General features: G+C 41.0%; 10 protein-coding genes. 1 reads left to right on the top strand and 9 read right to left on the bottom strand.

What is annotated here, in order from left to right; genetic code table 11:
* Positions 1–65: 65 nt before the first annotated feature.
* The 8 genes from rfbC to F7734_RS57040 all read right to left on the bottom strand — a co-directional run bounded on the left by rfbC (position 66) and on the right by F7734_RS57040 (position 9,403).
* Complete coding sequence (gene rfbC, locus F7734_RS57075; protein WP_155753014.1) at positions 66–617, bottom strand: dTDP-4-dehydrorhamnose 3,5-epimerase; 552 nt, start codon at positions 615–617, stop codon at positions 66–68.
* A 148-nt stretch (positions 618–765) separates the two neighbouring features.
* Positions 766–1,695: a glycosyltransferase family 2 protein gene (locus F7734_RS57070; protein ID WP_155753015.1), complete on the bottom strand. Its 930-nt coding sequence runs from the start codon at positions 1,693–1,695 to the stop codon at positions 766–768.
* 248 nt (positions 1,696–1,943) lie between these two features.
* The gene (locus F7734_RS57065) at positions 1,944–2,972 is read right to left on the bottom strand and encodes an SDR family oxidoreductase (protein WP_155753013.1); all 1,029 of its coding nucleotides are present in this window, start codon (positions 2,970–2,972) and stop codon (positions 1,944–1,946) included.
* Positions 2,973–3,178: 206 nt separating this feature from the next.
* Positions 3,179–4,399 carry an L-2-hydroxyglutarate oxidase gene (lhgO, locus tag F7734_RS57060; protein ID WP_155753012.1) on the bottom strand — a complete coding sequence of 407 codons (1,221 nt, stop codon included), beginning with the start codon at positions 4,397–4,399 and terminating at the stop codon, positions 3,179–3,181.
* Between the two features lie 120 nt (positions 4,400–4,519).
* Positions 4,520–5,293: a glucose-1-phosphate cytidylyltransferase gene (gene rfbF / locus F7734_RS57055; protein WP_155753011.1), complete on the bottom strand. Its 774-nt coding sequence runs from the start codon at positions 5,291–5,293 to the stop codon at positions 4,520–4,522.
* A gap of 362 nt (positions 5,294–5,655) precedes the next feature.
* A complete protein-coding gene (locus F7734_RS57050; RefSeq protein ID WP_155753010.1) occupies positions 5,656–7,848 on the bottom strand; it encodes a tetratricopeptide repeat protein in 2,193 nt (730 codons plus the stop codon).
* Between the two features lie 59 nt (positions 7,849–7,907).
* Positions 7,908–8,687, bottom strand: coding sequence for a PP2C family serine/threonine-protein phosphatase (locus tag F7734_RS57045; protein ID WP_155753009.1), 780 nt, complete (start codon positions 8,685–8,687; stop codon positions 7,908–7,910).
* Between the two features lie 41 nt (positions 8,688–8,728).
* Entirely contained in the window at positions 8,729–9,403 is a 675-nt protein-coding gene (locus F7734_RS57040) for a VWA domain-containing protein (protein WP_155753008.1), read from the bottom strand.
* Between the two features lie 620 nt (positions 9,404–10,023).
* Here F7734_RS57040 and F7734_RS57035 point away from each other — a divergent pair.
* The gene (locus F7734_RS57035) at positions 10,024–11,451 is read left to right on the top strand and encodes a response regulator (RefSeq protein ID WP_155753007.1); all 1,428 of its coding nucleotides are present in this window, start codon (positions 10,024–10,026) and stop codon (positions 11,449–11,451) included.
* A 125-nt stretch (positions 11,452–11,576) separates the two neighbouring features.
* Here the strand turns inward: F7734_RS57035 and F7734_RS57030 are convergent, their stop codons facing one another.
* Positions 11,577–12,281, bottom strand: a complete 705-nt coding sequence (locus F7734_RS57030) for a response regulator transcription factor (protein ID WP_155753006.1) — start codon at positions 12,279–12,281, stop codon at positions 11,577–11,579.
* Between the last annotated feature and the right edge of the window lie 648 nt (positions 12,282–12,929).

Raw genomic sequence — 12,929 nt, 5'->3', positions numbered from 1 at the left:
AACCACTAACCACTAACCACTAACCACTAACCACTAACCACTATCCACTAACCACTAACCACTAACTAAACAGTTCCGCCAACAGTCATCATTGACATTAAAGGCCAATTTTTATCCTTCTCAGAAATGACAGTTACTTCCATAGGCCATTGAATATTGAAAAATGGATCGTCATAGCGCAAACCACGCTCGTAGCCCGGAGTGTAAAACTCACCTACTTGATAAACAACCTCAGCCCCATCTGTCAGTGATTGATAGCCATGGGCAAACATTTCTGGCACGTACAGGGCACGGCGGTTTTCGGCGGAGAGTTCCACTCCAATATGTTGAAGGTAGGTTGGCGATTCAGGACGCATATCTATAATTACGTCATAGATAGCGCCACTTATGCAGCGAATCAATTTTGTTTCTGTTGCTGGGGCAACTTGATAGTGCATTCCCCGCAACGTTCCTTTGTTGTAGTTAAAGGATAGGTTGCATTGGGCGACTGTTGGCTTTAAACCGTGTGCTTCAAATTCTTTAGCACAGAAAGTCCGAGCAAAAAAACCTCTGTGGTCGGGCTTTTGCTCTAAATCGATAATGTACGCATCTTGGAGTTCTGTTTTCGTAAAAATCATGGATACCTCACTTTGTACTTTAACTACACCAGTAGATTAAACAATTTCTGAAACCAAGCCGCTCTCTACGTGAAAGCTCGTAATACATAGACTACACAATTGGTGATGTACATTACGCTTAAAATCTCAAATGACACTTCGATATCTACTAGAGTGGCAAAACGAATTGCCATGCTGACTCACCGACTAAAGCCAGGTAGGGTACGATCGTCTTCACTGCAAGTACGGGCCATCTTCTTAAAGCTCCAAAGAAAACTCTCCAATTGTTTTTCAAGAAATGCTTTAAAACTAACTTTCGGCAAAATTTTCTTGAGTAACCAATCTCGATGAGCTTTACGTAAAGTCTGGGCAAATCAATATATTGCATTTTGAACAATATTTTGGGTTCGCGCATCCAATAACTTGAACCAAAAGCACTTTCTACATAGGTTTCATTGGTAACCTTTGCACTACCACGAGATGCACAAAAAGCAGTCCAGTAAACTTGTGCTTCCATATTACTTAACCCAGATGACCAATTCCTTACAGCAGTCTGGGCGTCTTGGGTGCGATATATCTGGGCAGTCATAAATCCCACACCAGAGTGATTTTCCTGCAAGCAACGTTCAAAGACTGCTTTCCCATTTTCAGAAATTTCTTCATTCTTAACATCAAAGCATTTTTCATAAATCAGCTCGCCTGTTGGTTCGTAACGGCAGGAGAAATTAAGAATGAATAATGATAAATCTGGATGTTCTTGAAGATTTTTCACTACATAACCCAGCGTTCTTTCCTGGATGGGATCGTCATCTCCAATTGTCCATACGTACTTGCTTGTTGCGGCATTAATACAGTAAGCAATATTTTTCATGACTCCAAGATTTTCACTATTTCTATTGGCTTGGAATGTCACGTTGTGAAAATATTGTTGCCATTTTTTAATGACTTCTTGGGTATTGTCTGTTGAGCAGTTATCTGAGACAATAATTTCACATTCTGATTCAAAACCTTTAATAGATTTTGATAGCCAGGTTAGCTGTTTGTCTAGTAAATTCGCACGGTTGTACGTTGGAATCGCAATAGTTAGTAACTTGTTCATGTTTGTTTCATCTCTGATTCGAGCGCTCTCTTCTAAGGTAATATCAGGTTCAGTCAAACACTTATAATATCTGGTTGTTGGGGTGAGGAACGAAACCAAACACAAGCTGAAAATTTATGTTGGGTTTCGTTCCTCAACCCAACCTACGTAAATAAAATTTATTATAAGTGGAATTTTGAATTAAAGAAGCCCAAATCCAATAGACGGATTTGGAACTTCTTATCGCGTGGATGTTTCCGTACCGACGATTACTTCTTAGCCCAGAAGAAATCTTTATCAATTTGCTGGGTACGAATGAGATATTCGAGCTGCTTCAAGCGAGTGAATCCTCTAGAAGTGAAAGTCTCTTCACTCATATCAATTTGAGAGAACACGTCATACAACTGTTGTGCGCCACGCTTGGCATCCCAATCGCATTTAAAGCCTGGTAGGATGGTGTTAATTTTCTCAAAAGAGACTCGGTAGCTGCGGTTATCTGCACCTTGAGTCCCAAAACTGAGTTGGCATCCGGGGAAAACTTCAGCAACAATTTCAGCAATTTCTTTAACGCGATAGTTGTTGGCGGTGTCGCCTACGTTAAAGATTTGATTGTGTACGATGTCACGGGGCGCTTCTAGGGCGCAAACAATGGCTTTGCAAATATCTAGGGCATGGACGAGTGGACGCCAAGGTGTACCATCACTCGTCATTTTGATTTCTTTGGTAGTCCATGCCAAACCTGATAGGTTGTTCAAAACAATATCGAAGCGCATTCTGGGAGATGCACCGAAAGCCGTGGCGTTTCGCATAAAGGTGGGAGAGAAATTATCGTCAGCTAAAGGCTGCACATCCCTTTCTACTAAAGTCTTACACTCTGCATAAGCTGTTTGAGGATTTACAGGCGATTCTTCTGTAACATCACCCTCAGTCGCTACGCCATAAACGCTACAGGAAGACATGTACACGAAGCGACGCACACCCACTTCTTTTGCCAACTTGGCAAGACGAACGGAACCTTTATGATTAATTTCATAGGTAATATGCGGTGCTAATTGTCCGGTGGGATCGTTGGATAGTTCTGCCATGTGAACGATCGCATCCACACCTTGTAGGTCTTCAATAGAGATATTGCGAATATCTTTGTTGAGGGTTTTAGCTGTTACTTGAGTACCATTGTACAGCCAGCCTACTTTATAAAAGCCAGTGTCTACACCGATAACTTCATGTCCTTTTTCTACAAGTAGGGGTGGTAACAAGCAACCAAGATAACCTTCGGTACCAGTGACTAAAACTTTCATTGTTTTCAATTCCTATGAGTTGATGTGTTCGTAATAACTTGTGGTGTATTGACTACTGCCTACTTTTGCACCGTATGTACGCACAGTAACATATTATTTTTAAAGTTTTGCAGTAGCCAGTGATGTTGCTTTCATAAACTTTTTCAACCAATTGCCCGTGGTTACTCGTATTCCTACTTCACAGGAAAAAACACAGGCAAATTTAATTAATTGATCGAACTGACTGCAGGTTGTAAATGGGATTGTTCGGGAATTTGTGCAACAATAGCTTTGCCAATTTCAATGGAAGATGTTGCCGCCGGAGAAGGCGCATTGCAAACATGGACGGAGTTTTCACCTTGAACAATCAAAAAATCATCCACTAGCTTGCCGTCGTTCATTAGTGCTTGAGCGCGAACTCCTGCATGAGTTGGTACTAAATCCTCCGATCTGACTTCAGGAATCAGTTTTTGCAAACTTTTTGTGAACACTGCTTTGCTAAAGGAACGGATGATTTCTTTCATGCCTTCATCTGCGTACTTGGCAGCCAGTTTCCAGAAAGCGGGATAAGTCATAACTTCGGCAAAATCTCGCAAGTCAAAGTCCGTTTTGTGATATCCTTCGCGTTTGAGGCTGAGAACTGCATTAGGTCCTGCATGGACTGTGCCATCAATCATGCGGGTAAAATGCACTCCCAAGAAAGGAAAATCTGGATTGGGAACTGGGTATATCAGACCTTTGACTAAAGAACGTTTTTCTGGTATAAGTTCGTAATACTCTCCCCGGAAAGGTACAATTTTTGCTTGTGGATTGACTTTGCCCATGTTCGCTACGCGATCGCTATGTAACCCAGCACAATTGATAACAAAGCGAGTTGCAAAGCTACCCGTATTCGTTTCCAATACTTGATGGTTGCCACTCTTAACGATGCGTTTCACCTTTGTATTAAGACGCAGGTCTCCTCCTTGCTGTCTGATAATTTCAGCGTATTTGAAACATACCTGCTTGTAACTCACAATTCCAGTGGAAGAAACAAATATTCCCCCAACGCTTGTGACGTGAGGTTCGTATTCTTTGACTTCTTCGGCAGTAATTCTTTTGACATCTATCCCGTTTTCTAAACCTCTTTGGTAGAGATTTTCCAACCGAGATAGTTCTTCAAAATCTGTTGCTACAATGACCTTCCCGCAAATTTCGTAATCAATTCCATGCTCTTGGCAAAATTCTACCATTGTACGGCAACCTTCACGGCAAAATTTTGCTTTAAAGCTACCCGGTTTATAATAAATACCAGAGTGAATCACACCGCTATTATTGCCAGTTTGGTGAAATGCCCATTGGCTTTCTTTTTCTAAAACAAGAATACGTGCGTTAGGGTAGCGTTTGCCCAAAGCCATCCCGGTGGAAAGACCAACGATTCCCCCACCTATAATTGCAAAATCATACATATATAACTGCCACAGAAAACTAGATGAATGATGAATTATGAATGATGAATTATGAATGATGAATTATGAATGATGAATTATGAATTGTCATTCTTCGAGCACCCATAATTCACAATTTTCTTACCAAATCTTCCAAGGAGCTTTATTTTTCTGCCACAAATCCTCAAGATAATTTTTATCTCTCAAGGTATCCATTGGTTGCCAGAAACCATGATGTTTGTAAGCAGAAAGCTGTTCCTTTTCTGCTAATTTTTCTAGTGGCACTTGTTCCCAAACAGTAGAATCATCAGCAATTAGATTAATGACATCGGGTTCAAGCACAAAAAAACCACCATTAATCCAAGCTCCATCACCTTCTGGCTTTTCTCGGAAACTGGTAATTTTGGTTTGTTCTTGTCCCAAAACAATTGCACCGAAACGTCCTGGTGGTTGGACTGCTGTCATTGTTGCTAAAGTCTTTTGCTCTTTATGAAATTTTAGGACTTCTGTAATGTTGACATCACTGACACCGTCACCATAGGTGAAGCAGAAAGTTTCACTACCAATGTGTTCTTTCACTCGTCTCAAGCGTCCACCTGTCATTGTGTTGTCACCCGTGTCTACTAGAGTAACTCGCCAGGGTTCTGCGTTACCAGCATGCACATTCATCTGGTTAAACCGCATATCAAACGTCACGTCTGACATGTGTAAGAAGTAGTTGGCAAAATACTCTTTGATTACATAACCTTTGTAACCACAGCAAATGATAAAATCATTGATGCCGTGGGCGGAGTAAACCTTCATGATGTGCCATAATATGGGCTTACCACCAATCTCCACCATTGGCTTTGGTCTGACGCTTGTTTCTTCACTCAGACGCGTACCAAGTCCTCCAGCTAAAATTACTGCTTTCATGGAGTTATCTCTTAAGTTTCAGGTAGATGATTTCTTTTGCTTATTGAATGTAATAGAGAAAAGGTTATTTTCCAAATTCTCAGTATATAATCTATCTATAATTTTACTCAAAAGTGTAAAGGCAAGATAAATAAACTTATTTTTAGTGTAAAAAAACGAAAAAGTTTTTCACCACCTGAAACAAGGATGAAGGATAAATGATGAAAACCAGAGGATAAAAAATTTACCTCGCATTCTGTTTGTTTGTTAAACTACAGAAAACCCTTAGAAATCAAGGGTATAAGGATAAAAAATTTACCTCGCATTCTTTATCCAAAAACAGGTAAAAACCTCTATATTTATTGAGAGGTCTTGCTAATTCCTTACTTATTATCCTGAACACTTGAGGTTTGCAAGAAAGTGTCACATTTATTTTCGACAACAACACAAATGCTGCTAAGCGCTTGTTGGTAATTATCCATATCTTCTTGTTCGAGAGCCATTTTGGCAGCTGTTTGTAAATCCTCAACGGCTTGCTTGTGGTATTTGCTGGAGAATCCGCCACCATATTGTGCAAGTTCATAGCGAACAATACCTCGCTTTAAATAGACTTTTGAAAGCTTGGGATTGATACGCAATGCTTGGTTAAAATCCTCGATCGCTTGTTTGTACTCTTTCTCAAAATCACTGCTATATTGAGCAATTTGATAGCGAACGACACCTCGTTGGAAAAGGGGTTCCGATCTATCTGAACTTAACGAGAGTGCTTTATTAAAGTCAGCAATTGCTCTGTTGTAATCTTGTTGAGAATCGCCACTGTACTTAGCTATTTGAGCACGAACTATACCCCTTCTTACGTATGCTTCTACTTCATTGGGGTTGAGACGCAATGCTGAGTTGTAATCTGAGATTGCCAAGTTGTACTCGCGATCGGGGTCACTGCTATATTCTGCAAGTAGAAAGCGAGAATTTCCACGATTAACGTAAGCTTTTATTTCCTGAGGATTGATGCTCAAAGCTTGATTATAGTCTGAAAGGGCAGATTCATACTCCTTAATATTGTAGTGAGCGTTCCCACGATTCACGTAAGCTTTAGCGTGTTTTGGGTTTTTTTCAATAGCTTGAGAGAACTTCTCAATTGCTTTTTCGTAATCGCGTATTTTATAAGAAGCGTGCCCCTGCTTGTAAAATTCTGCAAAAGTTTGAGAGTCTTTGCCCTTGTTCTGGGTGATAGAAACCAAACTGGGCTGGGTGTAGGAAGCGCTTTGCCCTGTAAAAGGGCGATTTGTAAATTTAATGACTAAGTCTAAATATCCCAACAACCCAAAACCTAGCAAGCAAAAAATGACGGGATAGTATCTTCGTTTTTTGGGGGGTCTGTAGTAAGGAATATTTTGACTAAAGACTGGCATCTGAGTGCGAGAATTAACGCGATTAAACGTCGCGACTGGTTGCGGTACGCGAGGAGGTTGAGTTTGTCGTTTTTTTGATTTTGGTTGCGGTTTAAGGTGTTCTTTGTTTGCTATTGCTCTATGAGACGGGAAAGGATCGCGTCCTCCCAAACGCAAAGCACGTTCGCACCAGGGGCATTTTTCTAGATGATTGCTGTAACGGTGTTGGGGGTTTACAGTACAAGTCAAGAGGGAATTTTCCGCTTCAGCTAGTGCGAGCAACCAAGTTTGAGCGCTGGGGCGAAGCAACGGGTTAGAATGTCCATCCTCAAAACAACGCAGGAAGAGTTCTTGCAAGCTGGGATGGAGAATTTCCCAGGGGGGTGCGATAGGCGTTGTCACGTAAGGAACCCGCCGCTTTTGACTGTAGGTAAAATGCCCTGCGGCTATGCGGGCTTCATATGGTGGCGGTTCGCCCATTCCTTGAAAAATTCCTGAGAATGGGTGAGTTCCTTCCATTAAAAGTTGGAATATGAGTACTGCCAATCCAAACAGATCGTGAGCGAAAACGCGATCGCACTCAGCAAAAGTTTTGTTTTGAAGCTCTGGTGGAGTAAATTCCGGTTTTCCTACAGGACAACGGTAAACACTTTGATTTTTTATGTCTCTTACCTGGAACGAATCAGTGTCTACTATGGACACCAAAGCTGTATCGCCAACTAGAATATTCGACTCGTTAACATCTCCAACACAGTACCCTGAAGCGTGTAAGGATGCAAAAGCTGCAGCTAAGTTCCGAGCAGTACGGATAAGATATTGATAGTTAAATAAAGGGCAATGTTGGCGGCGAGTTCTGGGGTTGTAGAAGTCAATAATAGGACGCATACCCCGAATGCGGGGCATCAGAAACCCAATGACGTTGTTTTTTCCATCTGATGAGCGCAGTAACTCTACAGGCCAAGCAATAGAGATATGCCCCAAACTGGCAGTTGGGTTTTCTGGCGGATTGGCAATCATCACCTCTAGTTTGTGACCTTGTACGGAAACTGGCTTGTGATAAACTTTTGCCACCAACTCGCTATCTGTTGGTATCGTATAAATACAAGCTTCTCCACCTTGCCCTAAAGTAACGCTGAGGTTGAGCTGACTGGGTTTTTGATTGGGAAGATAACGTAGTACCTGCATGATATATTGATTCTTATGCCTAATGTATACGATTTGTGACCGTCATAATAACTGCTCAATTAGTGGCTTAAGGCAGCTATTACTAGCGTCAAGTCATCATCAGTACGTTGCGTAATCCTATCCGATCGCAAAAACCTCACAAGTTGTTCTTTTGCCACTGTTTTGTCGTCTGCATTAGCTGCAAATTCAAACAGGGGAGAGAAAAACGGTTTATGAGGAGCACCTACTGCCATATTCATGGCCAGCATTTGTAGTCCATCAGTCAGGACTCCCACATTTACTATTGCTTGACGCCAGACTCTTAATTGTGCTGCATCTAACGCTCCGGGTGAAGTTAAAAAAACTGTTTCATTGATATATTCGCCACTATCTGGGAAGGTCAGTGCAACCAGGCGATCTTCTGTATCTTTTGCTACAGCTACTCCGTCCCCTATCTGTGCTACCGCCACAATTTCAGGGGCAGCCACTGTAATAATTAGGGTACTTGCCAAGTCTGATGGCTGTTTTTCACAGGCTGCCGCCTCCTCCTCCACGGCTTTCCTTGCAGTGATAATGGCGTCTAACAAAATGGAACGGACAGCTTCGTCGTCAGTCAGGGTTTGTCGAGTGAGCTCCTTGAGAGATATGTTGTCAACTGCTGTTTCTGTTGCTACCATTGCCCCAACTTTCCCCATGCTTGCGGAACCCGCACCATCTGCGACTGCTGTAACGAGTATACTGTCCGGCAATATTTGCCAGTGGTGAGCATCCTGACAGAGCTGTTTATTTTTTACGTGGCTGGTACCACACACAGACGCGGCCACTACCCGCCAGTGGGGTACTTGTTTCGAGATATTCATGAATTGTTGTCTACTATCACCTGGAGTAAGCCGCATTTCCATCAAACAGAACCCCATCCTATTGGGGGTAACGCCACTTGTTCGTCTACTTTAGAATGAGATACGGCTGACATACTCGCTGAGAGCCAAACAAACATCTCAACAAAATTTAACCCTGTCAATTTTAGGGGACTGCGTACAGCTATTTGGCCCAAACGATTCATGTTGGCGTTTTCTACACCTACCGTGAAAAAAGCCACTCGTTTACTTGCTTCATCTGCTTGCAGACGACGCGTCGCTTGGTCGATCACATCTTCAAATTCACCTTGCGGTTCACCATCTGTAATCATAAAGACCCAAGGACGATAGTAAGCAACGCCATTGGCACGATATTGAGATTTGCGCTCTTGAATCATGTCCAAAGCTTTGTGAATACCAGAACCCATGGTAGTTAGCCCTTGTGCTGTCAGTATCGGAGGATTGAACTGATCGGCAGTTACAAAGTCTTGTACAACGTTGATTTGGCTGTCAAAGGTAACTATTGCTACTTCTACCCTTCTTGCTGCCAAGGAATTTTTGATTAATTCTTCCTTGAAAGTTTGCAAGCCTTGATTCAAAGCGTCAATGGCAGTTCCTTGCATTGAACCAGACGTATCTAACAGCAGCACACAAGGACAACGTGGCTCTGGGTTCTCCGCGAACTCAACGACTTCATCGAGTTTTAATGTATCCTGCATAACTTCTTGTGTTATGTTATAGTCCAAAGCTCAAATTTCCTTTTCCTCAAAGTATATAGTTTAAACAGGCAATTGCACTATATGTATTGCTTTTGCTTATCTTGGATAGTTTACTATTGATTAAAGAAATTTCTTCTGCCAAGTATCTTACAAAATTGTGAAATCTTACCTGAGACAGAAGTTATTTCAAGGTAAATCTATCAAAAACAGGTCTTGCCTGCAGTAAATTGTTTAGCAAAATTTATACATCACACGTATAGAATACAATGATTTAGTACCTGTGCTGACATCGAATTTTAAAGATTCAATGTAGAAAGGTCATATTTTAGGTAAATCCAATTAAGTCTTCATGCCCTTGACCCTCCATTAACTCACCGAATGTTTAATTTGATAAACAAATTAGTAAATTTAAACTTTTTGGAAAAAACCTCAATTGTTATTTTATGAAGAAAAGTCTAAAAAATAGCTATAATGTATCTTTTACATCTTGTAATATATTTACGGACTGTCAAAATAGAAAAATAATACTAAAGACAACCTCAAAGATAATTAAACACTATATTCAACAACAAAGTATAACTACAGACGACCAAGCATATTTTCCGGAAAATCTCTAAGAAATGAATAATTTTGGCACTTTCACAAAACTGCGTCCTTCAAGTTTGCTAAGGCACCTATACAGTGCCTCGGAGAGTACGTGTTTGCAAGTACACAGCAATTCAGTGACTTGGTCAATATACTTAGAACAAGGAAGAATAACTTACGCCACACATTCTGTCGAACCCTTCGATCGCCTAGAACGTCATTTACGTCGCCTCAGCCATCAAATCAACAGCATTACGGGGGAAGTTCGGGTTCAATTGCGTTTGATGTTTGAACCAGATGCACAAGCTCAATCAACAGAATATAGCGATCGCCAAGAACAAACCATAACGCCTCCTTTGCCACCTGAATATCAAGCTATATGTTGGTTAGTAAGCGAACGCTACTTGCATTCTACACAAGCAGCGATACTGATTCAAGAGTTAGTCAAAGAAGTTCTTGAAGCATTTCTTTCAATTCAACAAGGAACTTATCAATTGACAAATTCTCTTTATCGAGTTCCTGTCATTTGCAAGCTTGATGCAGAAAAAATAGTAGAACGCTGTCAACAAAGATTACAAATTTGGCAATCCTTAGCTCCGCATATTTCCTCACCATACCAGCGCCCGTACTTAGTTATAAAAACCACCGAAATAGCTCCTACCATATCAGGGTTAGATCCCAGTTTAACGGACTGGATGAAAGGTTTTAGCTTGCGTCATCTTGCAGTGATTGTGAATCAAGATGAATTAGTACTGACGAGAAATTTATATCCTTATGTAGCAAATGGGACGGTTTTATTGCATGAAGCAGATCCACCATTTGATAAATTACCAACAACCTATATTGAAGTCTCAAAAACTCCTATCTATTTACCAGAACCCAAAAAGAAAGCTTCTCACACAGCAGCCCTACCCAGTAGTAATATTTCTGGAGAAAAAGCAGGAGTTCCTAGCAAAACAGAAAACTTAGCCAATCGTCAGGAGCGAGTCCCTACTTCTTACAAGAACCAAACAGTTCCAGAATTAACGACATTAGATAAAACAGACGCTGAAGCAGAAAAAATCCCCTCTACTCCCACAACATCCACAGTTACCAGAAAAATATATAAAGTTGTTTCTGTAGATGATAGCCCTACAATTCTGAGAGAAATTAGTCGTTTTTTGGAAGATGAAAGTTTTTCTGTAGTTACAATTAGCGATCCGCTGAAAGCAGTGATGACAATTATTAGACACAAACCAGACTTGATTTTATTGGACTTAAATATGGACGGAATGGATGGTTACGAGCTATGTCGGCTCGTCCGCAATAACTCTATGTTTAAGAGAACTCCGATAATTATGGTGACAGGAAGCAAGGGAATTGTAGATAAAGTCAGAGCCAGATTAGTAGGAGCTTCCGGATATTTAACAAAGCCTTTTACCCGTGCAGATTTATTAAAAATGGTGTTTATGCATTTAGCTTAATATATTTTCTTTATAGAGTTATCCCACTCATATAATTCTGCCTAAAAAACCATACCATTAATATAAAAATCAAATTTTCTACCTTCTGCCACGAGCCTCGTGCCCCTACCTTTCTATAAATAAAATTAAACTATATCTTCAAACTTATAACCAACTCCAATGACAGTTTTGACAAAAGTGGGATTTGCAGGATCGGGTTCTATCTTCTTCCGCAATCTGGCAACGTGAGTATCAACAACCCGCTCATCACCATAAAAATCACTACCCCAAAGTTTGTCAATCAATTGGGCTCGGTTCCAAGCCCGACCGGGATAACTCATAAACGTTGCTAGCAATTCAAACTCCAAGGTTGTCAGATCTAAGGTAGAATATTGATTGTGATTCAGAATCCGATTCGCCGAGCGTTGCTCAATATCAATTATGAAGTGTTGGGTACGATAGACATGACTTTGTTTGCCATGACGTAGCGTCCTTCGCAGCAACGCACGTACACGAGCAACTAGTTCTTTGGGGCTAAAGGGTTTCACTACGTAGTCATCAGCTCCAGTTGACAACCCGATAATGCGATCGAGTTCCTCCCCCTTTGCCGTTAACATTAGGATGTAAGGGTCTTTAGGGCTTGCTTGCTGTCGGATACGAGCGCATACCTCCAGCCCATCCAAATCCGGAATCATCAAATCTAAGACGATCAAGTCAGGCAGTTGCTCTTGAAATACTTGAATTGCACTTAACCCGTCTCGACAGTGGCGACAAGAAAATCCCTCCCTTTCCAGATATAACTGAATTAATTGAGCAATCTCAATTTCGTCCTCAACAATCAAAATCTCCATCACTAGTCTTAACAAAGATTTTTTGTTCTCAGTATTAATAGTAAACTACTTTAGAAAAAGTTCATCACAATATTCAACCAAATTTACCAAAGGTCGAGTTAGCAGCCAAAGCTCTGGAAACTATGTAGGTTGGGTTGAGGAACCTTACCCAACATTTACAGACATTTGTTGGGTTTCACACACAGGTTTACCCCTACTACAAAAATTCGAGATCCCTTGCAGTATTGGTATCGCTCTCTCCGGTAGTTTATAAATCCTTCACAGAGTTTGCAGTAAGCAGCAACTAAACTTAGCCAATATGTCATCAACACGCCACATCATTTACACATCCCTGATAGAAAACAAGTGTAAATTTACTAATACCAACAAAAAATTTAGAAAAATCTAGAAATTGATAAAAATAGAAACCAGCCAGAGTTAATTCATCCGGGTACGCCAATCCCAGACTCTCCATGGTCGCTTTGGCAATCGGGCTTGCAGGTCATGTAAAAAAAGTTATGGCATCGCAACCAGTTTAAGAGGGTGTTTGAAAAGTGGTTGACTGTCATTTTAATCACATGATTACCCCCCTTAGTCCACGCCACTTGCTACAAGTCGGGAAACCCGCGATGGCGCAGTGGCTCCCCCTTATAAAGGGGGGAAATAAGA

The organism is Scytonema sp. UIC 10036 (assembly GCF_009725235.1).
This window is presented reverse-complemented; position numbering and strand designations above follow the sequence as displayed.

Coding starts and splice junctions, on each gene's coding strand:
- rfbC (WP_155753014.1), bottom strand. CDS start 617: ATGATTTTTACGAAAACAGAACTCCAAGATGCGTACATTATCGATTTA.
- F7734_RS57070 (WP_155753015.1), bottom strand. CDS start 1,695: ATGAACAAGTTACTAACTATTGCGATTCCAACGTACAACCGTGCGAAT.
- F7734_RS57065 (WP_155753013.1), bottom strand. CDS start 2,972: ATGAAAGTTTTAGTCACTGGTACCGAAGGTTATCTTGGTTGCTTGTTA.
- lhgO (WP_155753012.1), bottom strand. CDS start 4,399: ATGTATGATTTTGCAATTATAGGTGGGGGAATCGTTGGTCTTTCCACC.
- rfbF (WP_155753011.1), bottom strand. CDS start 5,293: ATGAAAGCAGTAATTTTAGCTGGAGGACTTGGTACGCGTCTGAGTGAA.
- F7734_RS57050 (WP_155753010.1), bottom strand. CDS start 7,848: ATGCAGGTACTACGTTATCTTCCCAATCAAAAACCCAGTCAGCTCAAC.
- F7734_RS57045 (WP_155753009.1), bottom strand. CDS start 8,687: ATGAATATCTCGAAACAAGTACCCCACTGGCGGGTAGTGGCCGCGTCT.
- F7734_RS57040 (WP_155753008.1), bottom strand. CDS start 9,403: ATGCAGGATACATTAAAACTCGATGAAGTCGTTGAGTTCGCGGAGAAC.
- F7734_RS57035 (WP_155753007.1), top strand. CDS start 10,024: ATGAATAATTTTGGCACTTTCACAAAACTGCGTCCTTCAAGTTTGCTA.
- F7734_RS57030 (WP_155753006.1), bottom strand. CDS start 12,281: ATGGAGATTTTGATTGTTGAGGACGAAATTGAGATTGCTCAATTAATT.